The organism is Polaribacter sp. (assembly GCF_039939415.1).
In the GTDB taxonomy this organism is placed as follows: Bacteria; Bacteroidota; Bacteroidia; order Flavobacteriales; family Flavobacteriaceae; genus Polaribacter.
Genome location: NZ_JBDVJE010000021.1, coordinates 1 through 26438, shown reverse-complemented (window position 1 = coordinate 26438; position 26438 = coordinate 1). Strand labels below are relative to the sequence as shown.

The 26438-nt window shown below is 26.8% G+C and carries 31 protein-coding genes; 14 read left to right on the top strand and 17 right to left on the bottom strand.

All coding sequences use genetic code 11. From position 1 onward, the window contains the following. A partial coding sequence (locus ABJG40_RS03750; protein WP_348023245.1) for a hypothetical protein occupies window positions 1–226 on the bottom strand: 226 nt, incomplete at its 3' end. Window positions 227–414: 188 nt separating this feature from the next. Here ABJG40_RS03750 and ABJG40_RS03745 point away from each other — a divergent pair. The 3 genes from ABJG40_RS03745 to ABJG40_RS03735 all read left to right on the top strand — a co-directional run bounded on the left by ABJG40_RS03745 (window position 415) and on the right by ABJG40_RS03735 (window position 1843). After that, window positions 415–780, top strand: coding sequence for a YchJ family metal-binding protein (locus ABJG40_RS03745; protein ID WP_348023244.1), 366 nt, complete (start codon window positions 415–417; stop codon window positions 778–780). Between the two features lie 151 nt (window positions 781–931). Then, a complete protein-coding gene (locus ABJG40_RS03740; protein ID WP_348023243.1) occupies window positions 932–1453 on the top strand; it encodes a hypothetical protein in 522 nt (173 codons plus the stop codon). A gap of 30 nt (window positions 1454–1483) precedes the next feature. Then, the gene (locus ABJG40_RS03735; protein ID WP_348023242.1) at window positions 1484–1843 is read left to right on the top strand and encodes a hypothetical protein; all 360 of its coding nucleotides are present in this window, start codon (window positions 1484–1486) and stop codon (window positions 1841–1843) included. Between the two features lie 75 nt (window positions 1844–1918). Here the strand turns inward: ABJG40_RS03735 and ABJG40_RS03730 are convergent, their stop codons facing one another. The 3 genes from ABJG40_RS03730 to ABJG40_RS03720 form a co-directional block, all read right to left on the bottom strand. Next, window positions 1919–2587: a bifunctional 4-hydroxy-2-oxoglutarate aldolase/2-dehydro-3-deoxy-phosphogluconate aldolase gene (locus ABJG40_RS03730; protein ID WP_348023241.1), complete on the bottom strand. Its 669-nt coding sequence runs from the start codon at window positions 2585–2587 to the stop codon at window positions 1919–1921. Between the two features lie 18 nt (window positions 2588–2605). Then, entirely contained in the window at window positions 2606–3823 is a 1218-nt protein-coding gene (locus tag ABJG40_RS03725; RefSeq protein WP_348023240.1) for a 6-phosphofructokinase, read from the bottom strand. A gap of 129 nt (window positions 3824–3952) precedes the next feature. Further along, window positions 3953–4999, bottom strand: a complete 1047-nt coding sequence (locus tag ABJG40_RS03720; protein WP_348023239.1) for a sugar kinase — start codon at window positions 4997–4999, stop codon at window positions 3953–3955. Window positions 5000–5079: 80 nt separating this feature from the next. On the opposite strand from ABJG40_RS03720, the gene ABJG40_RS03715 reads away from it, so the two are divergent. After that, complete coding sequence (locus ABJG40_RS03715; protein ID WP_348023246.1) at window positions 5080–6183, top strand: LacI family DNA-binding transcriptional regulator; 1104 nt, start codon at window positions 5080–5082, stop codon at window positions 6181–6183. 63 nt (window positions 6184–6246) lie between these two features. Then, on the top strand, window positions 6247–6897 hold the full coding sequence (locus ABJG40_RS03710) for a peptidoglycan-binding domain-containing protein (protein ID WP_348023238.1): 651 nt from the start codon (window positions 6247–6249) through the stop codon (window positions 6895–6897). Between the two features lie 110 nt (window positions 6898–7007). Here ABJG40_RS03710 and holA read toward each other — a convergent pair whose 3' ends face one another. Beyond that, the gene (holA, locus tag ABJG40_RS03705) at window positions 7008–8009 is read right to left on the bottom strand and encodes a DNA polymerase III subunit delta (protein WP_348023237.1); all 1002 of its coding nucleotides are present in this window, start codon (window positions 8007–8009) and stop codon (window positions 7008–7010) included. 17 nt (window positions 8010–8026) lie between these two features. On the opposite strand from holA, the gene ABJG40_RS03700 reads away from it, so the two are divergent. Together ABJG40_RS03700 and ABJG40_RS03695 are read left to right on the top strand one after the other, a co-directional pair. After that, on the top strand, window positions 8027–8470 hold the full coding sequence (locus ABJG40_RS03700; RefSeq protein WP_348023236.1) for a type I restriction enzyme HsdR N-terminal domain-containing protein: 444 nt from the start codon (window positions 8027–8029) through the stop codon (window positions 8468–8470). 67 nt (window positions 8471–8537) lie between these two features. Beyond that, window positions 8538–9536, top strand: a complete 999-nt coding sequence (locus ABJG40_RS03695; RefSeq protein ID WP_348023235.1) for a glycosyltransferase family 2 protein — start codon at window positions 8538–8540, stop codon at window positions 9534–9536. Window positions 9537–9567: 31 nt separating this feature from the next. Here the strand turns inward: ABJG40_RS03695 and ABJG40_RS03690 are convergent, their stop codons facing one another. The 10 genes from ABJG40_RS03690 to nusB all read right to left on the bottom strand — a co-directional run bounded on the left by ABJG40_RS03690 (window position 9568) and on the right by nusB (window position 17240). Beyond that, window positions 9568–10131: a DinB family protein gene (locus ABJG40_RS03690; RefSeq protein WP_348023234.1), complete on the bottom strand. Its 564-nt coding sequence runs from the start codon at window positions 10129–10131 to the stop codon at window positions 9568–9570. 53 nt (window positions 10132–10184) lie between these two features. Beyond that, window positions 10185–10721: a cyclic nucleotide-binding domain-containing protein gene (locus tag ABJG40_RS03685; RefSeq protein ID WP_348023233.1), complete on the bottom strand. Its 537-nt coding sequence runs from the start codon at window positions 10719–10721 to the stop codon at window positions 10185–10187. Window positions 10722–10744: 23 nt separating this feature from the next. Then, window positions 10745–11365 carry an L-threonylcarbamoyladenylate synthase gene (locus ABJG40_RS03680; protein ID WP_348023232.1) on the bottom strand — a complete coding sequence of 207 codons (621 nt, stop codon included), beginning with the start codon at window positions 11363–11365 and terminating at the stop codon, window positions 10745–10747. Between the two features lie 70 nt (window positions 11366–11435). Further along, the gene (locus ABJG40_RS03675) at window positions 11436–12137 is read right to left on the bottom strand and encodes a response regulator transcription factor (RefSeq protein ID WP_348023231.1); all 702 of its coding nucleotides are present in this window, start codon (window positions 12135–12137) and stop codon (window positions 11436–11438) included. Between the two features lie 12 nt (window positions 12138–12149). Then, on the bottom strand, window positions 12150–13709 hold the full coding sequence (locus ABJG40_RS03670; RefSeq protein WP_348023230.1) for a HAMP domain-containing sensor histidine kinase: 1560 nt from the start codon (window positions 13707–13709) through the stop codon (window positions 12150–12152). 115 nt (window positions 13710–13824) lie between these two features. Continuing rightward, the gene (coaE, locus tag ABJG40_RS03665) at window positions 13825–14421 is read right to left on the bottom strand and encodes a dephospho-CoA kinase (RefSeq protein ID WP_348023229.1); all 597 of its coding nucleotides are present in this window, start codon (window positions 14419–14421) and stop codon (window positions 13825–13827) included. 1 nt (window position 14422) lies between these two features. After that, the gene (locus ABJG40_RS03660) at window positions 14423–15361 is read right to left on the bottom strand and encodes a YbbR-like domain-containing protein (RefSeq protein WP_348023228.1); all 939 of its coding nucleotides are present in this window, start codon (window positions 15359–15361) and stop codon (window positions 14423–14425) included. Between the two features lie 103 nt (window positions 15362–15464). Continuing rightward, window positions 15465–15782: a preprotein translocase subunit YajC gene (gene yajC, locus ABJG40_RS03655; protein WP_348023227.1), complete on the bottom strand. Its 318-nt coding sequence runs from the start codon at window positions 15780–15782 to the stop codon at window positions 15465–15467. 2 nt (window positions 15783–15784) lie between these two features. Beyond that, window positions 15785–16249, bottom strand: coding sequence for a DUF1573 domain-containing protein (locus ABJG40_RS03650; protein ID WP_348023226.1), 465 nt, complete (start codon window positions 16247–16249; stop codon window positions 15785–15787). A 52-nt stretch (window positions 16250–16301) separates the two neighbouring features. Then, window positions 16302–17240, bottom strand: a complete 939-nt coding sequence (gene nusB / locus ABJG40_RS03645) for a transcription antitermination factor NusB (RefSeq protein WP_348023225.1) — start codon at window positions 17238–17240, stop codon at window positions 16302–16304. A gap of 147 nt (window positions 17241–17387) precedes the next feature. Here nusB and ABJG40_RS03640 point away from each other — a divergent pair, with 147 nt between their 5' ends. Together ABJG40_RS03640 and ABJG40_RS03635 are read left to right on the top strand one after the other, a co-directional pair. Then, a complete protein-coding gene (locus ABJG40_RS03640; protein ID WP_348023224.1) occupies window positions 17388–19142 on the top strand; it encodes an ABC transporter ATP-binding protein in 1755 nt (584 codons plus the stop codon). An 80-nt stretch (window positions 19143–19222) separates the two neighbouring features. Next, window positions 19223–19585, top strand: coding sequence for a PUR family DNA/RNA-binding protein (locus ABJG40_RS03635; protein WP_348023223.1), 363 nt, complete (start codon window positions 19223–19225; stop codon window positions 19583–19585). Between the two features lie 101 nt (window positions 19586–19686). Here the strand turns inward: ABJG40_RS03635 and ABJG40_RS03630 are convergent, their stop codons facing one another. Together ABJG40_RS03630 and ABJG40_RS03625 are read right to left on the bottom strand one after the other, a co-directional pair. Continuing rightward, the gene (locus tag ABJG40_RS03630) at window positions 19687–20736 is read right to left on the bottom strand and encodes a chorismate-binding protein (RefSeq protein WP_348023222.1); all 1050 of its coding nucleotides are present in this window, start codon (window positions 20734–20736) and stop codon (window positions 19687–19689) included. A gap of 12 nt (window positions 20737–20748) precedes the next feature. Beyond that, a complete protein-coding gene (locus ABJG40_RS03625) occupies window positions 20749–21165 on the bottom strand; it encodes a hotdog fold thioesterase (protein WP_348023221.1) in 417 nt (138 codons plus the stop codon). 71 nt (window positions 21166–21236) lie between these two features. On the opposite strand from ABJG40_RS03625, the gene ABJG40_RS03620 reads away from it, so the two are divergent. From ABJG40_RS03620 to ABJG40_RS03600, 5 genes are all read left to right on the top strand, one after another. Further along, a complete protein-coding gene (locus tag ABJG40_RS03620) occupies window positions 21237–21737 on the top strand; it encodes a hypothetical protein (RefSeq protein ID WP_348023220.1) in 501 nt (166 codons plus the stop codon). Then, complete coding sequence (locus ABJG40_RS03615) at window positions 21727–21858, top strand: hypothetical protein (RefSeq protein ID WP_348023219.1); 132 nt, start codon at window positions 21727–21729, stop codon at window positions 21856–21858. The genes ABJG40_RS03620 and ABJG40_RS03615 overlap by 11 nt, the downstream gene beginning before the upstream one ends. A gap of 106 nt (window positions 21859–21964) precedes the next feature. Beyond that, window positions 21965–22864, top strand: coding sequence for an ATP-binding cassette domain-containing protein (locus ABJG40_RS03610; protein WP_348023218.1), 900 nt, complete (start codon window positions 21965–21967; stop codon window positions 22862–22864). Window positions 22865–22887: 23 nt separating this feature from the next. After that, window positions 22888–23733 (top strand): ABC transporter permease subunit, encoded by an 846-nt coding sequence (locus ABJG40_RS03605; RefSeq protein WP_348023217.1) that lies wholly within the window; start codon window positions 22888–22890, stop codon window positions 23731–23733. A gap of 44 nt (window positions 23734–23777) precedes the next feature. Further along, a partial coding sequence (locus ABJG40_RS03600) for a hypothetical protein (RefSeq protein ID WP_348023216.1) occupies window positions 23778–26438 on the top strand: 2661 nt, incomplete at its 3' end.

The following is a 26438-nucleotide window of genomic DNA, read 5'->3' as shown; positions in this document are numbered from 1 at the left end:
TAAAGCTATTATCTTTTCTTAAAATAGTATTTAAGATTAACTTAGGAGTGAATAAAGTATAAGTAAAGATTGAGTCTTTAGAAAGTTGAATATCTAAATATATATCACATAAAGAGCAATTATTATTTATATCAACTACTTTTTCTTTATTTAAAGAAAATAAAGAATGTTGCTTGTGTTCTGAATGATGTTCAAATGAATGATCAAGTGCAATAAGATGAGTCATTAAAATGACCACAGACAGCAATAAACTTAATGTTCTTTTTAAAAAATTCACGATGCGAATATATATGTTTTAAATTTACATTAAAAATTTATAAATTAATATATTTATAATTAGTAAAAAGAAAACATAGTACAAAATATATAACCTTACGATATAGAAAAGCACTCAATTTTTAATCTGTAAATAAAATGAAATGTCCCTGTAATACATTAAAATTATATAATGATTGCTGTAAAAAAGCACATCAAAATATACATTCTGTTGCTACTGCTGAAATTTTAATGCGCTCAAGATATAGTGCTTTTGTAATGGCTAATATTGAATATCTACAAAAAAGTCATCATAGTTCAACAAGACCTTCTAACATTGAAATAAAAGAAATTCTTACTTGGACAAAATCGGTAGAATGGGTAAAATTAGAAGTTTTAGAATCATCAGAAAATTACGTTGAATTTAAAGCTTATTTTTATGAAAACGGGGCTTTAAATATTATCCAAGAAAATTCTTTTTTTGAAAAAGAGAATAACCATTGGGTTTATAAAAATGGAATTTAAAATAAAATAATTATATTTTTCACTTAAATATTTAAGTTTTAAACTAAAAACAAATGATAAATTTTCTTTTTAATAAAGAATAACATTTGTCATATTTCTTAAATAAAAGTCAACATAAATTTGCTACTTATTAATAACAAATTAAGTAGTTTTGAAAAAAATAATCCTTTTAGCTTCACTTATTCTATGTAGTTATATTGCTTCTTCACAAGAACACGAACACAATCATTTTAAACATTTTAGGATTAGCCCTGTAATCAGTCATACTTACATTCCTATGGCTACTAATGATGGCGACAAAACAGTTATTGTGCCTTCTATAGGTCTAGATTTAGAATATTGGGTAAATGAAAAATGGGGTTTTGGTTTCCATAACGATTTAGAATTAGAAACGTTTGAAATTGAAAAAGATCATCAACTATTTATTGAAAAAGAATTTCCTATAGTTTTAACTTTAGATGCTCTTTACAAATTAGATAAAAACTGGATTATTGTTTTAGGAACTGGTGTTGAATTTGAAAAAAATGAAAATCTTTTTATTGTGAGAGCTGGGTTAGAATATGAAGTTGAGTTTGGTAATCATTGGGATGTTGCTCCCACAATTTTTTATGATCATCGTTCGCATAATTTTGGAACTTGGTCTATAGGTGTTGGAATTGGAAAACGTTTTTAGTACTTTTAAAATTCATTTTTAAAAGATACTATGAGTATTAAAGATTTAGTTGGTACATATTCTATAATTGGTAGTAATCAAGATGATACTAAAAATACTTATAAAGGAATACTCAAATTATCATTAAACAAATACAATCAAATTATTGCCAATTGGTTAATTAATAATTCTCAAGAACAATTTGGTGTAGGTTTTTTTAATGATAATATTCTTGTAATCAATTTTAATTACAAGGATTTTGAAAACAAAACCTACAAAGGCACTGTTATATACAAATGTCTTAACAAAAATATATTTGAGGGTTTTTGGTCTGAAGAAAATGGAAACCCTCTTTTTTTAGGTATAGAAAATTGTTTTCGTATTTTCTATACGAAAACAATTTTGAATTAAAAAGAACTTAATATAGCTGTCAAAAAAAAACTCTAACTTTAAAAGTTAGAGTTTTTTTAAAAAATTATTTTTTATTTATTTTCTAACAGCATTTACAATTGCTAAAGCAGCTTTTACATCTTGCTCTAATTTTGCATAATCTTTGTTAGCAATAATTTCTTTAGAAATTAATTTAGATCCCATTCCAACACAAGTTACACCTGCATCAAACCATCCTTTTAAGTTTTCTTCAGTTGGAGCAACTCCACCTGTAGGCATAACACTTGTCCAAGGTTGAGGACCTTTAACACCTTTTACAAATTGAGGACCATAAATATCACCAGGAAATAATTTCACAATTTCACATCCTAATTCTTCTGCTCTTGTAATCTCTGTTAAAGTACCACATCCAGGAGACCATAATACTTTTTTACGATTACAAGCAATTGCAATGTCTTCTCTTAATACTGGAGTTACTATAAAGTTTGCTCCTAAAGCCATATATAATGAAGCTGCTCCTGCATCTGTAACAGAACCTACACCCATTATCATTCCTGGTAATTCTGCAATAGCATATTTAGTTAACTCTCCAAAAACTTCGTGAGCAAAATCTCCACGTGCTGTAAACTCCATTAAACGAGCTCCACCATCATAACATGCTTTTAATACTTTTTTACTTAATTCAATATCGTTATGAAAAAACAATGGAATCATTCCTGTTTCTTTCATTACTTGTGCTACTTCTAATCTTGAAAATTGTGCCATTTTATTTTGTTTTTTTAATTAATTCCAATTTAATATTTTTTTGAAATCGTAAGCTTCTGGGTTTGGTAAATATTTTCTTGCTTGGTCATAATCTTTTTCTTTAATGTAAAAAAGATTTTTAATAAACAGTTGTGCCATATCTGAATTTATATCAACTAATCTAGGTGGAATTTTACCTTCATTGTCTTCAAAATCCTTTAGATATAGTGGCATAATATCTCCTTTAGAATTTGCGCTTACGATGCATCCAGAAGCTCCTTCATCATACAATTTTTTAACTCCTATACCTAATAAAGTACATAAAGTTAAATCAAATGCAATTGGTTTAGAACATCTAAGTTCATAACCTAGTTCTACTGGTCTTGATTTTATTTCTAAACCTAGTTCTTTTAACTTAGTCTGTAATAAATAGTTAAATATATGTGATTTACTTACATTTCCTAATTCTGGATGACCATGATCGTCGTAAGTAAAGTTAATCCCTGAATTTATAATTTCATCTTCTTCCATAAAATGAAAAACACCTTCACTAACTAAAGCAACACCATATTCAATACCTTGAACTTTACATTTTACGATCGAAGAAATAATCATATTTATGATTTTTTCGAATGTAATTTTGGTTTTATTAAACATTTCAGGAATTATCATCATTTGATAATGACATGCAGATGCAATACCAAAAGCTAAATGACCTGCAGAACGCCCCATTGCCGCAACTACAAACCAGTTTTCACTAGTTCTTGCATCTTCATAAATAGTATTACCAATACGAACACCTTCATCTTTAGCTGTATGAAATCCAAAAGTGGGATTTCTATCTGGTAATGGTAAATCGTTATCTATGGTTTTAGGAACGTGTACATGAGCTACATCTAAATCCTGACTGTTTACATACTTGGTTAATCTATTGGCTGTTGATGCTGTATCATCACCACCAATAGTTACTAATAGTTTTACATTATGTTTCTTAAAAAAATCTGCTTTAAAATCGCTATCTTTTGGTTTAAATCTACTCATTATTAAAGTAGAACCTCCAAGACTAAATATTCTATCAGCTCTATGAAAATCAAAAAAAACAATTGAAGGATCTTCAGACAATAAGCCTTTATAACCATGATGAACTCCTATAACATTATAATCATCTTTTAAAAAAGTTTTAGCTAAAGTACTAATTACTGTATTGATACCTGGAGCTGGCCCACCACCACACATTATTGCTATAGATTTTTTCATTAATTAGATTAATTATTTAAAAAAATTATTTTTAAGTTCATTTATTCTATGAAACCTACAAGATTTAGAGTAAATAAATTATCAACTCTAATTCTTGTAGGTTATATATAAATTTAATTATTTGCTTTTTTATCTTGCAACTCTACCAGATGCATCACCACCCATTAACTTTTCTACTTCAGCAACAGTTGCTAAGTTAGCATCACCTTTAATAGTGTGTTTTAAACAAGACGCTGCAACAGCAAAGTCTAATGCATTTTGGTCATCTTCTGGGAATTGTAATAATCCGTAAATTAATCCACCCATAAATGAATCTCCACCACCTACTCTATCTACAATATCTGTAATTTGGTATTGACGTGTTTGAAATAATGTTTTACCATCATATAAAACTCCTGCCCAAGTGTTGTGAGATGCAGAAATTGAACCTCTTAAAGTAGTAATTACTTTCTTAGCTCTTGGAAATTTTTTCATCATTTGCTCACAAACTGATAAAAATGCTTCTGCTTTTACGTTATGTCCTTCTGTTTGTACAGAAATTCCTTCTGGTTTGATACCAAAGTGCATTTCTGCATCTTCTTCATTACCTAAAACAATATCACAGTAAGAAGTTAATTCTGTCATAATAGACTCTCTATGTGCAGCATCACAAAATTGCCATAATTTTGCACGGTAATTTAAGTCTGTAGAAATAGTAATTCCTTTAGCACTAGCAGCTTTAACAGCTTCTAAACATACATCTGCAGCTCCTTGAGAAATTGCTGGTGTAATACCTGTCCAGTGGAAAAATTCACATCCTTCAAATACAACATCCCAATCAATCATTCCTGATTTAATCTCAGAAATTGAAGAATGAGCACGATCATAAACTACTTTAGATCCTCTAGATACAGCCCCTGTTTCTAAAAAATAAATTCCTAAACGATCTCCACCATAAACGATTTTATCTACGTTTACACCTCTTTTACGCATTTCCATCATTGCACATTCTCCAATATCATTCTTTGGTAAACGTGTTACGAAATCTACATCTACTCCGTAATTTGCTAATGAAACTGCTACGTTAGATTCTCCTCCACCATAAACAACATCAAAGTTATTTGCTTGTGAAAATCTTAAAAATCCTTGTGGAGCTAATCTTAACATGATCTCTCCGAAAGTTACTACTTTACCCATTTTAATTCTAATTTAATATTTTTAGTTAATTGCTTAAACGTTTAAGCTTTTTTTACAAAAATATAATCAAAAGGATATAAATACATTATCTTTTTGATTATATAGAATATCGTATTATATTTGCTTTAACGATTAAGCAAAGATATAAAAAAAATATTATCAAAAAAAAAACCACTATAAAAGATATTGCAAATGTTTTAAACATTTCTCCTGCAGCTGTATCTAAAGCACTACACAACGATTCTAGAATTAGTGAAAAAACTAAAATAGCAGTTAGACAGGTTGCAAAAAATTTAAATTATCAACCCAATCACTTAGCAAGTGCTCTTAGAAGTGGAAAAAGTAAGTTAGTAGGTGTAATAGTTCCTAGAACAAACAGTAACTTTTTCTCTTCTGTAATTCAAAATTTAGAAGAAGTTTTAAATAAAGAAGGTTATAGCATTATTATTACTCAATCTAATGAGTCTTATAAAAAAGAATGTAATAGTATTGATTCATTATTATACTCTCAAGTAGATGGTATTATTGCTTCTATGGCAAATGAAACCATAGATTTAAGTTATTTCGAAAAAATTAAGTCTAAAGGAATACCATTAGTTTTATTTGACCGAGGAGAAAATGATTTAAATGTTGATTATATTGGAATTGATGATTATAATAGTAGCCATATTATAGTACAACATTTAGTTGATCAGGGTTGTAAAAGAATTGCTCATATTGGTGGTTTTAAACGAACTAGAATTTTTAATAATAGAATTAAAGGGTATATAGATGCACTAAAAATAAATAATTTACCTTTAAATGATGAGCTTTTAATAGAAAGTAATTTAACTATAGATTCTGGTAGAGAAAAGATGAAAGAATTACTTTTATTAGAAAATAGACCTGATGCAGTTTATGTTGCTGGTGATTATGCTGCTCTTGGTGCTCTGCAAGTTTTAAAAGAACAAAACATTAACATTCCTAATGAAATTGCTTTAGTTGGTTTTGGTAATGAACCTTTTAGTTCTTTGGTAACTCCTTCTCTTACTAGTATAGAACAACATAGTGGTATTATTGGAAGAGAAGCTGCACTAGCTTTTTTAAATCATGCTAAAAAAGATGTTGTAAAACAAACATTGACAAAAAAAATATTAGATGTTAAACTTTTAGTGAGAGATTCTTCTAATAGAAAAGAGAGTTAAAAGCAATTTTTCTAATTTTTAGAAACTTTTAACTACTTTTGTTTAAAACCAAACTACTTTTTTATGAAACAGTTAATTATTATATTACTGCTAATTATTGCTTTTTTAATTGGTTATGGAAAATATTCTCAATACAAAAGATATAACTCCCCAAACGTAGATTATAAAACTGATAAAAAACTAGATTATGATTACCATAATCAAGAACTTGTTTTAAATTATTTTACTGCCATCGAAAATATAAATAGCTATGTAAAAACACAATGGTCTGCAAATAGTATTGACGTAAGAGCTCCAGAAAATGATGATGATGAAACTAAATTAGCCGTTTCTAATTATAGTAAAAAATTAGCAACACTTAAATATTATGAAACCAAATTAGAAAACTCAGCTACTTTAAAAGATAATGGTTTATCGAATAAAGAAATTCAGTTTTTAGAAAAAACTGGAACTAATTTACAAGATTATAAAAAAACAATTGCTACAAACAAGATAAAAAGTATGTTTAAAGCAAATAAAAAAATGATATATGGACAAAAAAGTGCTTTAATTTTTGAAATACAAAAGAAACTAAATAATAAAGGTTTTCAAATAGTTTTGGATGGAGTTTATAAAATTGAAACTCTAAACGCCATAAAAGATTTCGAAGAGAAAAATAATCTTTTAGCAGATGGAGTTTTAGATGTGTTAACTTTAGATGTTTTATTTGATTAATTAAAACAACCTTTTCATTAAATAAAACACTTTACCACAACATCATAAAAAAGCCAATCACTTAATTGTGATTGGCTTTTATTATTTTTAAAAAGTAATTAAGTACTTTTTTAATGCAAAATTTTAAATAATAGTTCTTTTAAAATATCTCTTTGAGTTTGACTAGCTCCTACTCCTTTACTTTTTACATCTGCATCTCTTAAAGTAGCAATTATTTGTGCCACTTTACGCATAGGATAATTTCTTGCGGCTAAAAAATATTCATCTACAAAATAAGGATTTACACCAATAGCTTTTGCTACCGAACTTTTAGATTTATCTTGCAAACCATGAAACATTAATAATTGTGTAAAATAGCCATTTAATAAAGAAATAGTCATTACCAAAGGATTATTCTTTGGGTTTTCTGCAAAATAATTAATAATTCTATTTGCCTTTACAATGTTTTTTTCTCCTACTGCTTTTCTTAATTCAAAATTATTAAAATCCTTAGAAATACCAATATTTTGTTCTATATGATTATCGTCAATAATAGTTTCTTTAGGTAAAATTAGCATCAATTTATCTAATTCATTAGAAATTTTACTTAAATCAGTTCCTAAAAACTCCACTAACATTTGAGATGCTTTTGGCTCAATTTGATATTTTTTTCCACTTAAAACTCTACGAATCCAATCTGAAACTTGATTTTCATACAATTTTTTACTTTCATAAACTAAACCCGTTTTATTTATAGCTTTGTGTAATTTTTTACGCTTATCTAGTTTTTTATATTTATAATTTAAAACTAAAACAGTTGTTGGCTGAGGATTTTCTGCATAAGAAACCAATTTTTCTATGCTTCTACTTAAATCTTGCGCCTCTTTTACAATAATAACTTGTCTTTCTGCCATCATTGGATAACGTTTAGCAGAAGAAACAATATCTTCTATACTTGCATCTCTACCATACATTACTTGTTGATTGAAACCTTTTTCTGCTTCATCTAAAACATTTTCTTCAATATAATCAGATATTTTATCAATATAATAAGGTTCATCACCCATTAAAAAGTAAATAGGTTTAATGTTTCCTTTTTTAATATCTGAAACTATACTTCTTATTTCGTTCATTTCCTTACTTTTGATTGATGCAAAAACTCAATCTACCTAATTATAAATTTAAACTCAAAAGTAGCGAAAATAAGACGCTTATTTTTGATAATTTGAGAAAAAAATATTTGGTTTTAACACCAGAAGAATGGGTTCGTCAACATTTTGTACAATTTTTAGTTGATGAAAAGAAATATCCAACCTCGTTAATTGCTATAGAAAAACAATTAACCATTAATAATCGTAAAAAAAGGACAGATATTTTAATTTTTAATAAAGAAGGAAAACATGATATTATTGTAGAATGTAAGGCTCCTAAAATAAAAATTACGCAAGATACTTTTGATCAAATTGCTCGCTATAATTTAAAATTAAAAGCCAATTACTTGATAATAACCAATGGTTTAGAACATTTTTACTGCAAAATGGATTTTGAAAATGAAACCTATATTTTTTTAAGAGATATACCCAATTACAAATAATAAAAATCATATTTTTATTAAGACAACTTTGTACAAAAAGTAATTATTAAAGCGTAATTTTGCACTCTTGAAAATAGCAATTGTCATATTAAATTGGAATGGTCAAAAACTGTTAGAACAGTTCTTACCATCTGTTGTAAATTTTAGTTCGAAAGAAGCTGATGTTTATGTAGCAGACAATGCTTCTACAGATTCTTCAATCAATTTTGTTAAAGAACATTTCCCAACAGTTAAAACTGTTGAAAACCAAGTAAATGGAGGTTATGCTAAAGGTTATAATGATGCTTTAAAAGAAATTAAAGCAGATATTTATTGTCTTTTAAATTCTGATGTTGAAGTTACTGATAATTGGCTACAACCAATTATTGATGTTTTTAAAACAGATGAAAAAACAGCAGTAATTCAGCCAAAATTATTGTCTTTTAAAGACAAAACTAAATTTGAATATGCAGGTGCTGCAGGTGGTTTTGTAGATTTTTTTGGTTATCCTTATTGTAGAGGACGTGTTTTTAACCATTTAGAAACAGATAAAAATCAGTTTAATGATACATCAGATGTTTTTTGGGCTTCAGGAGCGTGTTTATTTATTAGATCTAAAGTTTATTTTGAATTAGGTGGTTTAGATGAAGATTATTTTGCGCATCAAGAAGAAATTGATTTGTGTTGGAGAACACATAACCTTGGTTATAATATAAAATATGTGGGTTCTTCGACAGTTTATCATGTTGGTGGTGCAACTTTACAAGAAACTAATCCACAAAAAACATTTTTAAATTTTAGAAATAGTTTATTAAATGTGGTGAAAAATGTTCCTAAAAAATGGTTTTTATTTGTGATTTTTTCTCGCTTAGTTTTAGACGGAATTGCTGGAATCAAATTTATGATTGAATTACGACCAATTCATACTTGGGCGATTGTTAAAGCACATTTTAGCTTTTATAAGAACTTCTTTAAGTTTTTGAAGAAACGTAAAAAATTATCAAAAAAACAAGATTACTACCAACATACAGGTATTGTTTGGCAACATTTTGCTTTAGGTAGAAAGAAATTTAAGGATTTAAAGTAATTATCTTTTTAAAATATTTTTTATTAGTTATTTAGGACAACTCATTAATAGATTTTAATAATGATTTTTGTGCTTGTTTTATATGCCTTTCATTATGAAAAATTAATACTCTAAAAGAATCTCCTAACCTTAATTTAATCAATTTAGAAATTGAAATAGCAGTTTTAGTTTTATCTAAATCAAGATCATTTGCCTCTTCTAATAGTTGAATGATTTGGTTTTGTTGGTTTATAAATTTTTCTAATGTATTAATATCTAGTTTAGAGTTTAAAGGGTTCATTGATTTAAATGTTTTCATTTTATTTAAATTTTCATTGTATGAAACCGATTTACTAAAATATTTTCCTAACCAATTACTTGTAAATTTTTCTGAACTTTTATATTTAGAATTCTTAATTTTATTTTTTATTTCTGGAATATAAAAATCTCCATATCTATTTAAATGTTCAATACATTCTAAAACGCTCCAACTTTTAAGATTCTCTTTCCAATTTAAAAAATTTATAGATTCACTTTTAAATTTATTTACGTCATTTACATTTTTATGAGTAAGATCTAATAAGTCTTGTATTAATTGTTTTGATGTAGATACCATTCTTTTTTTTTTACAAATTACAAGATAAAATTTGAAAAAAAAATTGATTGAAATTAAGATTTTTTAATTCTAGATAAAGTTTCTGGTGTCATTCTCAAATAGCAAGCAATATACTTGCTTGGTATTTCTTGAAAAAGTTTTGGACTTCTTTTTAAAACTCGTCTATATCTTTCTAAAGGAGAAGATGTTAAAATATCTCTTTCTCTTTCCATTTGTTGTAAGACAAATTTTTCTAATATAGAAAGCCAAATTTCTTTGTGTTCTAGAGATGATTCTATAAAAGATAAATACTTTTTTTTACTGATGGATTTTAATGTGGTCTTTTTTAATGCTTGAATGTAGAAGTCTGATGGCTCTTCATTTAAAAAGGAATCTAAAGAGGCAATTAAATTATCTTTATAACCAAACCTAATTGTATGCTCTTCAAATTCATCTACAACAAATATTCTTAAACTGCCATTTACAACTAAATATAGGTTAGTATCTATAGTACCTTTTTCTTTTAAAAATTCATTTCGTTGTAAAACAAACTCTTTATCCCAAAGGTCTTTAGAGGTAATTTTATCGATTAAAGTAGAAATTAAATTCACGTTAGTTTATGAATAAACGAATTTTAAAGAACATCTAAACTTCCTTTTCCTTCTCTTACAACTTCTGGGTAACCTTCTGTAAAATCTATAATTGTAGATCCTTGGTTATCTCCATAGCCACCATCAATTACAATATCTACTAATTTTCCCCATTTTTCAAAAATTAATTCTGGGTCTGTAGTATATTCTAAAATCTCATCTTCATCTCTAATTGAAGTTGTAACCAAAGGGTTTCCTAAACTTTCAATTAAAGAAATTGTTATATTATTATCTGGTATTCTAATACCTACAGTTTTTTTCTTTTTAAAAACTTTTGGCAAGTTTTTACTTCCTGGCAAAATAAAAGTATAAGGTCCTGGTAAAGCTCTTTTTAATATTTTAAAAGTAGAAGTATCTATTTGCTTTACATAATCTGATAAATGGCTTAAATTATTACAAATGAAAGAGAATTTTGCTTTTTCTAACTTTACTCCTTTTATTTTTGCAATCTTTTCTAATGCTTTGTTATTTGTAATGTCGCAACCTAAACCATATACGGTATCTGTAGGAAAAATTACCAAACCACCGCTTTTTAAAACCTTAACAACTTTATCTATTGCTTTTTGGTTTGGATTATCATTGTATATTTTAATAAACTCTGCCATAATATAAATATACAAAAACTCAACCCAATAAAGAATCAGGTTGAGTTAAATTTTAAGGAAGTTGTATATATTAAGATTTATCTACCATCCTAAATCCTTCTCCATGAATATTTAAAATCTCTACATTTTCATCTAATTTTAAATATTTACGAAGTTTTGCGATATAAACATCCATACTTCTAGATGTAAAATAGTTATCATCTCTCCAAATTTTTGTTAACGCTAATTCTCTTGGCATTAAATCGTTTTTATGAATTGCTAACATGCGTAACAATTTACTTTCTTTTGGAGATAATTTAATTGGTTCACCATCTTCTCCTATTGATAAATGTCTTAATTTAGAATTAAAGAAAAAGTTACCAATTGTAAATTCGAATTGCTCAGACTCTGCACTTTTATCTGTGTCTTTTCTTTGTAAGATTGCTTTAATTTTATGTAATAAAACTTCAGAATCGAAAGGTTTGTTTAAATAATCGTCTGCACCAACTGCATAACCTTTTAAAACATCTTCTTTAAGTGTTTTGGCTGTTAAGAAAATAATAGGCACTTCTTTATTAGTAGTTCTAATGTCTTGTGCTAAAGAAAAACCATCTTTACGAGGCATCATAACATCTAAAATACATAAATCATAATCACTGTTTTTAAACATGATTAATCCTTCTATACCATCTTTAGCATGTGTTACATTATAATCATTTAATGCTAAATAATCTTTTAATACTGTTCCAAAATTTGGATCATCTTCTACTAATAAAATTTTTTTACTTCCCATTTTATATACTTTTTAAATTAAAGGTATTTTTACTGTAAATATACTTCCTACTCCTTTTTCACTTTCTACTATAACAGAACCATGATGTTTGTCTATAATTTCTTTTACATAAGCTAAACCTAAACCATGTCCTTTTACATCATGAATGTTTCCTTTTTGTTCTCTATAAAACTTATCAAAAACATTTTTTTGTACAGCTTTACTCATTCCTATTCCTTCGTCTTTTATTTTTACAACGAAATATTTATTTGTACTTTCTGTATATACATCAATTTTTGGAGCTCGTTTAGAATATTTTAATGCATTTTCTAAAATGTTAACAAGCACATTGGTTAAATGAAATTGATTTCCAGGTACTTCTGTTGTTATAGCTTCAAAATGTGTGTTTAGAGTTCCTTGTTTGTTTTGAATTAATAAACTTGTATGAGATATTGCATCGTCGATTATGTCGTGCATATCTATGGTTTCCTTACTTATTTCAATTTGATTTTTTTCTAATCTAGAAATTCTTAATACATTTTCTACTTGGGTATGCATTCTTTTGTTTTCATCTCTAATCATTTGTACATAACGTAAAACTTTATCACTTTCATTAATAATCTTTGGGTTCTTAATAGAGTCTAAAGCTAGATTGATTGTTGCTATTGGAGTTTTAAACTCATGCGTCATGTTATTAATAAAATCAGTTTTAATTTCTGATATTTTCTTTTGTCTAATTAATTGATATAAAGAACTTGAAAATGCAATAATAATAATTAGAATAAAAAATAAAGACAACCATAAAATATTAGAAATTCCTGCAAGAATATGGTCTTTTTTGGTTGGAAATGTAACATATAATTTAAAATCTACATTTCCGTTTACATCAAAAAAAAGAGGAGAAGAATAGCTGTTATTTTTTTTATCTATTGTGTAATAACCAGATTTTAATTTTGTAGCAAATCCGTCTTTACCATAGACACCATATTTAAAATCTAAATCTATATTTCTCTTTTTAAGTTCTTCTTTTATGGTTTCATTAAGCTCTCTATTACTTAGTCTTTTGTGTATGGGTATAATACTATTTATATTTTTAAAAATCTCATCAAACTGATACCTTTCTGCTGTTTTCATTCGTTTGGTAAATGAAAACCTCTTTTCTTCTGTGGTAGAAAACATGTTATCTGCTCCTTTTATTAAACGAGAACTAAAGAAATCGTTTTTACCTGTAATTCTTTTGATTATGATTGTATCATTATCTACAAAATCATTTGGCATTTTAAAACTTTCTTCTAAAACTGTACCTCCATAAGAAAATTTTTGTTTGGTAGCTGTATCAATTTCTTGAAATAACCAATTTCTAATTTGAGCTTCGTCTGCCAAAACTCTATTTTCCATGATTCCTTCATACTTTTTTTCTAAGTAATATTCTTCTTTTTCATTGATTCTTTGAGATACACCTCCTAAAGATTTTTGAACATCATTTTTAAATTGCTCATCCTTACTTTCTAAGGCATTATTAATCCAATAAAGCTGAACTGTAATAATTCCTATTAAAGAAATACTCATTAAAACAACAATAAGAATAAACATTTTTTTACCCATGAATCAAAGTTACGGCTTTCAAAAATTGATTTTATTGTTTTTAACCTAAATTAACGATAAAAAGATAAATTTAAGAGGATTTTAACAAAATCATTGAATTAAATTAAATCCTTAAGGTTTTATTTGTTAAAATATTGTGGATTTTTTCAATTTGAGATTTGGTGGTTTCTCTATTTAAATTAGTAATAATATAGTTAGATTGAAGTAGTTTTTTATCTTCTAACCATTGGCTTTTTATTCGATTTACAACCTCTTTTTTAGAACTTCCATCTCTTAACATAGTTCTTTCTATTCTTACTTTTAAAGGAGCAAAAACAGAAATAATAATGTCACACTTAAGATTGCTTTTACTTTCAAAAAGAATCGCATTTTCATAAATGATGTAGTCTTTTGTTTTATTTTTATCAACAAAATCTTGAAAATGATTTTTTACTTCTGGATGAACAATAGCGTTTAATAATTCTAGTTTGTTTTTATCATTAAAAACAATATTTGCAATAAAAGGTCTATTTAGTTGATTATTTAGGTATGATTCTTCTCCAAAACTAGCAATTAATTTAGATTTAATGATTAAAGAAGAATTCATTATTTTTTTAGCTTCTAAATCTGCATTATAAATAATAACATTATTAAATTCTCTAAAAAAATTAGCTACAGTAGTTTTACCACTACCAATACCACCAGTTAAACCTACAACCATTTTATTTTTGAATTAAGAAATCTATTTTATTAGGAACCACTTTATAGCTTTTAATTAAATTAGACTTTACAACTACTTTAGGTAATAAGTAGCTTAAATTATTTTCTTTAGTTGTATTATAATCACAAATTACTTCAAAAAAGTTTTTATCAATTTTATTAAAATTAGAAAGACCAACTACAAAAACAACTTCTACAGTTTCATTTAGTGTTGTTAACTCCATATCATCAGGTAAATTAATTACTTTAAAAGGAATATCAAATGTACCTTCTGTAAACTTTTCTACTTTACCACTTATTACTGTAAAGTCCGTTGTTACTTTTAAACTCTTAGAGTTTTTAGGCAAAACAATTTTTACTTCTTCTTTAAAATCAGACTTTACATCATCTAATTTCAGTAATTCTAAATCAATTTTCTTTATTTTTTTTATTTGTGATTCTGGTCCTGAAATTACAATACTATCTGGCTTTATAATAACCATTTCTAAAACATCATAACCAATATGATAATTTATATCTAAGTTTGGTTTTAAGGGTACTTTTTTAGAGATTAAACTTCCTATTTCTAAGTAAATAGTATCTAATTCTATGTTTTGCAAAACTACGCCAGAATAAAGTTGTTTTTGAATATTGTTATGCTGATTTCTTGTTAAAAAATAATATTTACTTGAAGTTTTTCTTATTAAATTATTTGCATTTAAAGCAATTTCATTTTTACTTATTCTAGATTTAAGAATTTTAAAACCTGTCGTTTTAACTTCGATATCTAATTCTTTAGTGGGTTCTTTTTGTAATAATTTATCTTGAGGTATATTGGTATATGTTACTGGCATTGTTAATGTAGTATTATACTCTTTTGATAATGTAATTAATAGCCAAATTAAAATTGAAGCTACTAAAAACCCAATAAAACTTTTCGATATTTTTTGATTCTTTATCAAGACAATAATTGATTTTTATGCAATCTACACAAAAGCTTGTAAACAAAAAAGTGAGCTGTATCTAAAAAGACAAAGCTCACTTAATATTTTTAAAAACTAAGTTTTATTTTTTAGCTGGAGCTAAATTTTTATTACTCAATTCCATAGAAATAGAAGCTCGTTCAAATTTAATTTTCCCTGCGCCTGTTTCAATAGTAATTGTATTATCTGCAGCATTAATTTCTGCAATTTTACCATGAATCCCACTAGTAGTTACAACTTTTGCTCCTTTTTTAATTTCTGCTTGAAAAGCTTTTTCCTTTTTTTGACGATTCATTTGTGGTCTTATCATAAAAAAATAAAACACAAGAATTATTGCTAAAAAAGGTAACATACTCATAAAAGAACCAGCTACTTCTTGTAAAAAAATTACATTATACATAATTATATTTTTGCTTTTGGTATTACAGAACCTTTTAATGTTAATACCTCTCTACCAGATTCTGTATTGGTAGTTAAGGTTACTGTTTTTTGTTGCCTGTTAGGCTTACCATTTGTATTAAATCTTACAGAAACATCACCTGTTTCTCCTGGTTTAATTGGTGCTTTTGGCCAAACAGGAACAGTACAACCACAAGAACCTGCAGCATTTGTAATTACTAAATTTGTTTTACCTGTGTTAGTAACTTTAAATACCGTTTCTACAATATCTCCTTCGTTAACGGTACCAAAATCGTACACTTTTTTGTCTAAAGAAATTAATGCAGTTCCTTTTTTAATTTCTACATCTCTAGTTGCTGCTTTTTCTAGATTTGTTTTGTTAATTTTTGATGTTGCATTACTGTTATTTTTACATGCTGTAAAAGAGGCTGCAATTACTAAAGCTAATAAAATTGTTATTTTTTTCATTATGTTATAATTTTAATGTAAAAATAATAAATAAATTGTCTAAAACAACAGTTTATAACAATCCTCTACCAATTTTTACAATTCTTTTGTTTTTTATGAATTCTTTAGAAATTTTATCTAAAACTCCATTAATAAAGTAACTACTTTTTTCTGTAGAATAATCTTTAGATATTTCTATATATTCGTTAATTGTTACTCTTGTTGGTATTGATGGAAAATTTAAAAATTCTGAAATAGCCATTTTAATTAAAATCATGTCTATGTCTGCAATTCTTTCTGTTTCCCAATTTGGTGTTTTCTCTTCAATATCTACTTCGTATTCTTTGTGTTTTAAAATTGTTTTCTTAAAAATCTCGGAAACAAATTTTTCATCTTCCTCATCTTTATAAAGACTACTTAAAACAAAAGTTTTGTTTTCTTTAAGTTTACTTAGAGTTCTTACAACCCAAGTATTTACAAAAGGTATATCATCTGTCCAAGAAATTGTAGTATCTTCAAAATACTCGCCTAACTTATCATTTGGAGCAATAATTTCTTTAAAAAAATCGATAATAAAAGCTTTATCTACTTTAAAAGAATCTTCTACAGTATCTAAATATTTCTTGTATAGATCGCTTTTTTGCAATTCATCAAAAATAATTTTAACATACTCATCATTTTCTTCCCAATAATTTAACTTATTAAGCTCTACATAACCTTCCATACTAATGCTTTCTGCAAGAGTATTTATCAATTTATTGTTTAAAAATTTATTGTTGGGGTTTAAATCTTCTTTGGTAGCAAGAATTTTCTTTTTAGAAAGTGCTATTTTTTTTGCCGCAAGTTTTTGTACTTCTATAAACAACTGTAAATTTAAAACATACAAGTCGTACATTTTTAAAATGCTATGTTTTAAAAACTTTTCCTCTTTAATGATATCATCATTATGAGATTGCAACATAGCGTATACAGATTGCATTACTTTAACTCGAATATGTCTTCTGTTAATCATCTTCTAAAGAACTTATAAATTTTGCGCTGCAAAAATAGTATTATTTTATTTTTATCTCATTAAGTTTTTTAATTCTTTTTTAAGAATAAGTTATATAGTTAATCTTGTATCTTCGTACTTTCTTTTTTTGACAAATAAAATATTCTTTTGAAAGAACTTAAATATATAAATAAATACTTTTCTAAATATAAATGGCGATTACTATTTGGTCTATTAATTACTGTTTTAGCAAAGTTTCTAGCCTTAAGAATTCCTCCAATTATAAGTAATTCTTTAAATATTGTAGAAAATTATCAAGATGGAATTATTACTAATTTAGAAGTTGTACAGCATGAATTATTTATAAATATTCTTATTATTATTGGGGTTGCAATTTTATCTGGTTTTTTTACATTTTTAATGAGACAAACCATTATTGTTACTTCTAGGTTGATAGAATTCGACCTTAAAAATGAAATTTATCAACAATACCAAAGGCTCTCTCTTAATTTCTATAAGAAAAATAGAACAGGAGATTTAATGAATAGAATTTCTGAAGATGTTTCTAAAGTTAGAATGTATGTTGGGCCTGCAATTATGTACAGTATAAACATGATTGTTTTGTTTACTGTTGGTTTTACTCAAATGTTAAGTATAGATGTAACATTAACTATGTACACATTAATTCCTTTTCCTCTTTTATCAATATCTATCTTTTTATTAAGTAAAGTTATTCATAAAAGAAGTTCTATTGTGCAGCAATATCTATCTAAACTCACAACGTTTAATCAAGAGTTTTTTTCTGGAATTAATGTTGTAAAATCTTACGGAATAGAAGCTTCTATTATTAAAGATTTTGATAAAATAGCAGACCAAAGCAAAGAAAAAAACATTCATTTACAAAAAGCAAATGCACTATTTTTTCCGTTAATGATTTTATTAATTGGAATTAGTAATCTACTAGTAATTTATATTGGAGGACAACAGTATATTAATGGAGAAATTAAAATAGGAACCATTATAGAGTTTATGTTATATGTAAATATTCTTACATGGCCAGTTGCAGTTGTAGGTTGGGTTACATCTATGGTACAACAAGCAGAAGCTTCTCAATTAAGAATAAATGAATTTTTAAAACAAGTACCAGAAATCCAAAATTACAACGAAAAACCTACAGAATTAAAAGGAAATATTACCTTTAAAGATGTTACTTTTACTTATGATGATACTAATATTACTGCTTTAAAAAATATTAATTTTACAGTAAAATCTGGAGAAACTTTAGCTATTTTAGGCAAAACAGGTTCTGGTAAATCCACCATTATCGAATTAATTTCTAGGTTGTATGACGCAAAAATAGGTACAATTCTATTAGACAACCTACCTATTAAAGAAGCCAATTTAAACGATGTTAGAAATCAAATTGGTTTTGTGCCTCAAGACCCATTTTTATTTTCTGAAAGTATAGAAGAAAATATAAAATTTGGTAAAGAAGACGCTACAAAAGAAGAAATAATTACGGCAGCAAAAAATGCAGATGTACATAAAAACATCATCGATTTTCCAAAAGGGTATGATACAATTTTAGGAGAACGTGGTGTAACACTTTCTGGAGGACAAAAACAACGTGTTTCTATTGCTAGGGCAATTATTAAAAAACCTAAAATTTTAATTTTTGATGATTGTTTATCTGCTGTTGATACAGAAACCGAAGAAAAAATATTATCTAATTTAGAGAGAATCTCTAAAAACATTACCACTTTTATCATTAGTCACAGAGTTTCATCAGCTAAAAACGCTGATAAAATTATTGTTTTAGATAATGGAGAAATAACACAACAAGGCACTCATAATCAATTAATAACAGAAAAAGGTTACTACAAAGATTTATACAAACAGCAACTTTTAGAAAAAGAAATTTAATCTTTAACATTGCTACATAAAATATTTTGTTAGATTTGTTAAGTATAACAAACATTTTATAACTACTATTTAAAAGAATTATGGCAGAGAGAGTTGAACAGGAAGAAATTTTTTCGCAAGTATTAAGAGCAGGAAGAAGAACTTACTTTTTTGATGTTAGAGCAACAAAAGCAGATGATTACTACTTAACTGTTACAGAAAGCAAAAAGTTTACACATGATGATGGATCTTTCCATTATCAAAAACACAAAATATACCTTTACAAAGAAGATTTTAGAGATTTTCAAGAAATGTTAGGTAAAGCAACTGATTACATTTTAAACGAAAAAGGAAGTGAAGTAATTAGTGAGCGTCACCAAAAAGATTTTAAGAAAGAAGAAACTACTTCAGATAATAATAAATCTGCAGAAAATTTTACAAACGTTTCTTTTGACGATATATAACAGTTACAAACTGTTTTACATAAAGAATAATTTTAATTCAAATTTATTTTACTCAAAAAAGACCATAAGCATAATACTTATGGTTTTTTTTATACTCAAAATTAGAGCACCTTTTTCATTGTTTTACTTTTTGCTACGGTTTCCTCCCACTCTTTTTTTGCATTACTATCCTTTGTAATTCCTCCACCAATATAAATTAGCGCAAAACCGTCTTCAATATTCATACACCTTAAGTTTACAAAAAGAGAAGATTCTTCGTCATAAATATTTAATTCACCTAAAAAACCTGTATAATAAGATCTTTTGTAATTTTCATTTAGATTTATAAAATCTCTTGCTTTATCTCTTGGCAAACCACAAACTGCAGGTGTAGGATGCAAACTTCTTATCAACTCTTTTAAACTAGATTCTTCTTTTAAAACTCCTTCAACTTTAGTTTTAAGGTGTAATAAACTTCCTGCTTTAACTGTTTCTGTTTTATCAATTTTTAAATTAATAGAAATCGATTTTAACTGATTTTCTATAAAATTAGTAACCAATTGTTGTTCCTCTAATTCTTTAGATTTCCAAATAACTTGCTCAGTTTTTTTATAAACTTGCGTTCCTGCTAAAGACATTGTTTCAAAATTATTTTTGGTAATATTTAAAAGTGTTTCTGGGGTTGCACCAAACCATAAACCTACTTTGGGATGATACCAAACATATACAAAAGCGTTTGCATAAGTATTTAATAATTTTTTAAATGTAATTAATACGTTTACCTTTTTTAATTCTACTTTTTCATTTCTAGAAACAACTACTTTTTTTAGTTGATTTTTATTAATTTCATCTAGAGATTTTTCAATTAAATGAATATGATCAAATTTATCATTCTCATTTTTACTTGCCAACCTATTATTTAATAAAAAATCTTCATCCAATAGCACATGTTCTTCAATTACTTCTGCAGCATCAAAAGGAAACAAAACTGCTTTTTCTTCACTGTTAAAAGGTGCAAATACAAAACCAGACTCTTTAAATTCTGTTGAAAAACACAATTCATCACTATTCATAAAAAAACCTGAAATAGTAGTAGAATTAGGTTTTCTATAACCTACAAAAGGCATTTTGCTTTTATAATGTTCTTCTATTTTAGAAAAAATAATACTCAAAATAAAATAAAATTATTTTTTAGTTAAAACAATATTTGTCATTTTAGCAACCGAGATTAAATCATCATTTTCATCTACAATTGTAACTTCCCATAAATGTGTAGTTCTACCTTTATGAATATTCTTTGCTGTAGCAAAAACAAAACCCTCTTTCTTGCTTTTAATATGATTAATTGACAACTGAATTCCGTTTACAAATTGATTGTCATTATTAATAAAAAAATTAGAAGCTGCACTTCCAACACTCTCTGCCAAAGCTGCAGTAGCACCACCATGTAATTGCCCATAAGGTTGATGTACCTTAGAGTTAACTGGCATTTTAGCTGTTAAAAAATCATCTCCAAGAGCAACATATTCAATATCAAGTGTTTCCATTAATGTGTTTTTAGAAGACTCGTTAAAGGCTTTTAAAATAGCTTTACTATCCATATCATTCAGATTATAATGTAAAAGTACATATAAAATTTTGTATTTTTGCCGAAGAAAAATTAAACCATTTCATGTACAAAATACGCGTAATTTTAGATACCAAAGAAGATGTAATTAGAACTATTTTAGTTGAAGACAACTTAAATTTAGAGGATTTACACGCAACAATTGCCAAATCTTTTGGTTTTGGTGGACAAGAAATGGCTTCTTTTTACCTTACTGATGAAGAATGGAATCAAGGTGAAGAAATTCCGTTGTTTAATATGGCAGAAGCAGGAGAAGGTATTTCTATGCAAACTTGTATTATAAATGAAACCTTACCAGAATTAAACAATAAATTAATTTATGTTTATGACTTCTTAAATATGTGGACTTTTTACGTTGAAGTGATTGAAATTTCTACAGAACAAAAAGAAGGTTTACCTCAAATTATTTTAACTGTGGGTGAAATACCAAGTGAAGCTCCTGAAAAAGAATTTATAGCAGAAAAACTAGATAATGGTTTTGGTGATGAAGGAGATATTGATGATGAATATGGTCATTTCGATGATTTTGACTACAATGAGTACTAAAAAAAAAGGCATTTTAACTTCAGATTCTGAATGGCGTAAACATTTACGTAAAATCGGAAAACGTTTTTTTTGGAAAGCAGAAAGAAAGGCAGGAAAAAAGGAAATTAAAAAAGAATTGTAATTTTTTTTCATCTAATATTTTGTGCTATTTAATATTTTAAATATTATTCTGGTAACAAAATTGTAAATTAGTCGTCTTACAATCATAATCGACTAAAACAATTTCATTGGAAACTATCTTATCACTTAAAAATCTCGATAAAAAATACGGACAAGTTCATGCAGTAAACAACTTATCTTTTGATATAAAAAAAGGCAATGTTTACGGAATCTTAGGACCAAATGGAAGTGGAAAATCTACTACTCTAGGTATTATTTTAAATGTTGTAAACAGAACATCTGGAAATTTTTCTTGGTTCGATGGTAATCTATCTACCCATGAAGCCTTAAAAAAAGTAGGCGCAATTATAGAACGTCCAAATTTTTATCCTTACATGACAGCTACTCAAAATTTAGCTTTAATTTGTAAAATAAAAGGGATTTCAACAGAAAAAATTAACGAGAAACTTACAACTGTTAATCTTTTTGAAAGAAGAGATAGTAAATTTAAAACCTTCTCTTTAGGTATGAAACAAAGACTTGCTATTGCTTCTGCTCTTTTAAATGATCCAGAAATTTTAATTTTAGATGAACCAACAAATGGTTTAGATCCTCAAGGAATTCATGAAATACGTCAAATTATAAATGAAATTGCCTCAAACGGAACTACTATTTTATTAGCTTCTCACCTTTTAGATGAAGTAGAAAAAGTTTGTTCTCATGTTGTAGTTATACGAAAAGGAGTAAAACTTTATAGTGGAAGAGTAGATGAAATGACAGCCTCTAATGGATTGTTCGAACTGAAAGTAGAATCTGAAGAAGAAAAACTGTTATCTATTTTAGAACAACACCCAGCAATTGGTAAAGTAACTAAAGATAACGAAACCTTTATTGCCACTTTAAATAATTCTATTTCAGCTACAGAATTAAATGATTTTTTATTTAAAAATGGCATTGTATTATCTCACTTGGTAAAACGTAAGCCAAGTTTAGAACAACAATTTTTAGATTTAACTAACAATAACTAATCAACTCATAAAAATATAAAGTCATGCTAAGACTACTTACTATAGAATTTCATAAATTAAAACATAATACTGCTAGTAAAGTATTATCTCTTATTTATTTTGGTTTACTTACTTCAATCTCATTAATTGCTGTAATAAAATTTGATATTGGTCCTATAAAGTTTCATTTAGCAGAAATGGGGATCTTTAACTTTCCATATATATGGCATTTTAATACATACATGGCATCTATTTTAAAGTTCTTTTTACTACTGGTAATTGTTTCTATGATGGCTAATGAATATAGTTACAAAACATTAAAGCAAAATTTAATTGATGGTTTAAGTAAAAAAGAATTTATTCTTTCTAAATTTTATACTGTTATTGCCTTTGCATTGGCTTCTACAATTTTTGTTTTTGTAGTTTCTTTAGTTTTAGGATTAATTTATTCTGATTATAATGAATTTGCAATTATAGTTTCAGATTTAAAGTATTTATTGGCTTTCTTTATTAAGTTGGTAGGTTTCTTTTCTATGGGGTTATTTTTTGGAATTTTAGTAAAACGTTCTGCTTTTGCTGTGGGTGCAATGGTTGTTTGGTATTTTATTGAAGGAATTACAAAACTTATTTGTTATTGGAAATTTAACGAAAACCCAACTATATCTCCAACAACAGATAGTATTCTACAATTTTTCCCTTTAGAATCTATAGCTAATCTTATAAAAGAACCATTTTCTAGATTGGGAGCTGTAAGATCTGTAGCTAATCAAGTTGGAGAAAACTTTACTAAAAGTTATGATGTAGAATTCTTATCAATTCTAATTGTTTCTGTTTGGACTTTTGTTTTTATCTACCTTTCATATGCACTGTTAAAAAAGAGAGATTTATAGTACATTTTAAATATATTTGACTTTTAGTAATGAAATATCGTCAAATGAAGAAGTTTTTATCTTTTCTAGTTTTATTTTTTACATTAACTACATTTTCACAAAAAGAAGCTAATTTTTGGTATTTTGGTTTTAATGCAGGTTTAGATTTTACAGATTGTAATCCGGTTGCTCTAACAGATGGAATGCTAAATACATTTGAAGGTTGCTCAACAATTTCTAGTTCAACTGGAGAACTTAAGTTTTATTCAGACGGTTCAACTGTTTGGGATAAAAATCATAATATTATGTCTGGTGGAACTGGATTGTTAGGAAACTCTTCTAGTGCACAATCCGCTTTATTTGTTCCCAATCCAGAAAATGAAAACATATACTATCTTTTTGTGGTAGGCAACTCTAATAATCCTGGTTTTTATTATTACACAATAGATCAAACTCAAAATGGAGGTTTAGGAAGTGTTGTAAGTGGACCTGTTGATTTAAATAATTCTGAAAGATTTAATTGGACAGAAAGAGTAACAGCAATACAATCTAGCAGGAGTAATGAATTTTGGATAATTTCTGCCAGTAACACTAGAATTTATGCCTATAAAGTAACGAAAGATGGTGTTGAAAACACACCTACTATAACTGGGGTAAATGGAGGTTCTATTGAAAATAGAGGTAGTTTAAAGGTTTCTCCTGATGGTTCTAAATTAGTTGTTACTAGTCAAGATTCTAGCTGTTTACTTTTTGATTTCGATACTGCTACAGGTAAAGCTTCAAATAAACAAACTTTAAATATTAATTTTGATAGTTATGGAGCAGAGTTTTCACAAACAGGAAATCGTTTGTATATTTCAACTGGTGGTCATAATCAAAACAGTAATGCTGTTAGAAATAATTCTTTTATTTATCAATACGATTTAACCAAAAGCATAATTACAGATATTAATAGTTCTAGAACAACTATAAATGTCTGGAACGGTTTTAGAGGTGCACTACAATTAGGACCAGATGCTAGAATTTACTATGCAAAAAGTGGAGAAAATTCTTTAGGTGTAATTAATAACCCTGAAGAACTAGGAAATAGTGTAAATTACGTTCATAATGGAATATCATTAGGATCTAGAGTTTCTTCTGAAGGATTACCCCCTTTTATACAATCATTTTTCAAAGCTGCTTTAATAGATATAGATACAGGTATAAAAATTTCTGGAGATTTATTAGTTTGTATAGGTGAAACTAAAAATTTAGGGATAAACAATATTTTAGATTTCGATGATACTGCAGATACATCCAAACCTATAACATATGAATGGTTTAAAGATGATATACTTTTAACAAATGAAAATAATAGCATAATTACAGTTGGAACAACATCTAAAGACACAAATGGTATTTACACTTTAAAGACTACTTATATTAATAAGTGCGGAAGAGAAAGATCTTTAGAAGCAGTAGCAAATGTTAAATTTGCACCTAAACCAAGTATTAATGCAATTGATATTTATGAACAATGTGATTTTGATTCAAATCCAAATGATTTTACTACAAATTTCAATTTAACGACAAAAGAAGCTGAGTTATATACAGAAAATGATGACGTAACTATTGAGTTTTTCGAAATTTCAGACACTACTTTTTCTTCTCCAGTAAATAAAGAAAATTACATTAATACAACAGCCTCTACTGTTACAAACGGAAATCATAAATTAATTGTAAAAATTACAAATAACGACACAAATTGTTATCAAACAAAAGAAATTGAGCTAAAAGTAAACCCTTCAGGTATTTCTTCTTATCCAGACATTTATATTAGTGAATTAGATAGCAATGTAAATATTTTGGAAAGTAGAAATAGTTTAGGTTCTGGAAATTCATTTTATGATTTTGATATTAAAACTAATGCTATTATTTCTAATTCTGGTGGAGCTTTAGCATTAGCTACTCATAATTTTAGCTATTATAAAACAAAAGAAGATGCTGGTTTGCAAAATAACGAAATTATAGCACCTTTTGAAGATTATCTTTTGAATGATGGAGATGATATTTTTGTAAGAATTTCATTAGTAAATACTAATTCTTGTGAAAGTATAGGCCAGTTTAAAATAAACATATTAGATCTTCCTATTCCTAAAGGAAATACTAATGAAGAAATTTTATGCATAAATAATCCTATTGATAATCCGCAACTCATAACTTTAAATTTAGATGCTCATACTGGTAATAATACTGATACTTATAAATGGTATTTAAATGACCAATTAATCATTGGAGAAACAAGTGCTTCTATAAACGTAAATAAAACAGGTACATACAAAGTTGAAGCTTACAGAGAATATGAAAACGACCCAGTAATTACTACGGATAACATTATTAATTGGGGATACAATACATTTACTGTAAAAGAATCTAATATTGCTTTAATTGAATCTATTGATTTTATTGATAATCAAGATGTTTTAGACGAAAATAAATTAACTATTAAAGTTTCTGGTATTGGTAATTATGAATTTGCATTAAACTCTAATAACATAACAGAATTTAAAAAAGGAGATGATAATTTAAGTTATACATTTACAAATGTTCCTCCTGGTTTAAATAAAGTTTATATTAGAGACATTAATGAATGTGGAGAAATATCTTCTCAAGAAGTTTCTTTAATCTATTTTCAAAGACACTTTACACCAAATGGCGATGGAAATTTTGATACATGGAATGTACTA

What these genes read in the sequence shown, in the direction of transcription:
- ABJG40_RS03735 (WP_348023242.1), top strand. Translation starts at nt 1,484, where the DNA reads ATGAGTATTAAAGATTTAGTTGGTACATATTCTATAATTGGTAGTAAT.
- ABJG40_RS03615 (WP_348023219.1), top strand. Translation starts at nt 21,727, where the DNA reads ATGAGTACTAAAAAAAAAGGCATTTTAACTTCAGATTCTGAATGGCGT.
- holA (WP_348023237.1), bottom strand. Translation starts at nt 8,009, where the DNA reads ATGAACGAAATAAGAAGTATAGTTTCAGATATTAAAAAAGGAAACATT.
- ABJG40_RS03620 (WP_348023220.1), top strand. Translation starts at nt 21,237, where the DNA reads ATGTACAAAATACGCGTAATTTTAGATACCAAAGAAGATGTAATTAGA.
- coaE (WP_348023229.1), bottom strand. Translation starts at nt 14,421, where the DNA reads ATGGTTGTAGGTTTAACTGGTGGTATTGGTAGTGGTAAAACTACTGTA.
- ABJG40_RS03605 (WP_348023217.1), top strand. Translation starts at nt 22,888, where the DNA reads ATGCTAAGACTACTTACTATAGAATTTCATAAATTAAAACATAATACT.
- ABJG40_RS03680 (WP_348023232.1), bottom strand. Translation starts at nt 11,365, where the DNA reads ATGGCAGAGTTTATTAAAATATACAATGATAATCCAAACCAAAAAGCA.
- ABJG40_RS03670 (WP_348023230.1), bottom strand. Translation starts at nt 13,709, where the DNA reads ATGTTTATTCTTATTGTTGTTTTAATGAGTATTTCTTTAATAGGAATT.
- yajC (WP_348023227.1), bottom strand. Translation starts at nt 15,782, where the DNA reads ATGTATAATGTAATTTTTTTACAAGAAGTAGCTGGTTCTTTTATGAGT.
- ABJG40_RS03650 (WP_348023226.1), bottom strand. Translation starts at nt 16,249, where the DNA reads ATGAAAAAAATAACAATTTTATTAGCTTTAGTAATTGCAGCCTCTTTT.
- ABJG40_RS03675 (WP_348023231.1), bottom strand. Translation starts at nt 12,137, where the DNA reads ATGGGAAGTAAAAAAATTTTATTAGTAGAAGATGATCCAAATTTTGGA.
- ABJG40_RS03700 (WP_348023236.1), top strand. Translation starts at nt 8,027, where the DNA reads ATGCAAAAACTCAATCTACCTAATTATAAATTTAAACTCAAAAGTAGC.
- nusB (WP_348023225.1), bottom strand. Translation starts at nt 17,240, where the DNA reads ATGATTAACAGAAGACATATTCGAGTTAAAGTAATGCAATCTGTATAC.
- ABJG40_RS03635 (WP_348023223.1), top strand. Translation starts at nt 19,223, where the DNA reads ATGGCAGAGAGAGTTGAACAGGAAGAAATTTTTTCGCAAGTATTAAGA.
- ABJG40_RS03710 (WP_348023238.1), top strand. Translation starts at nt 6,247, where the DNA reads ATGAAACAGTTAATTATTATATTACTGCTAATTATTGCTTTTTTAATT.
- ABJG40_RS03725 (WP_348023240.1), bottom strand. Translation starts at nt 3,823, where the DNA reads ATGAAAAAATCTATAGCAATAATGTGTGGTGGTGGGCCAGCTCCAGGT.
- ABJG40_RS03690 (WP_348023234.1), bottom strand. Translation starts at nt 10,131, where the DNA reads ATGGTATCTACATCAAAACAATTAATACAAGACTTATTAGATCTTACT.
- ABJG40_RS03730 (WP_348023241.1), bottom strand. Translation starts at nt 2,587, where the DNA reads ATGGCACAATTTTCAAGATTAGAAGTAGCACAAGTAATGAAAGAAACA.
- ABJG40_RS03745 (WP_348023244.1), top strand. Translation starts at nt 415, where the DNA reads ATGAAATGTCCCTGTAATACATTAAAATTATATAATGATTGCTGTAAA.
- ABJG40_RS03720 (WP_348023239.1), bottom strand. Translation starts at nt 4,999, where the DNA reads ATGGGTAAAGTAGTAACTTTCGGAGAGATCATGTTAAGATTAGCTCCA.
- ABJG40_RS03625 (WP_348023221.1), bottom strand. Translation starts at nt 21,165, where the DNA reads ATGGATAGTAAAGCTATTTTAAAAGCCTTTAACGAGTCTTCTAAAAAC.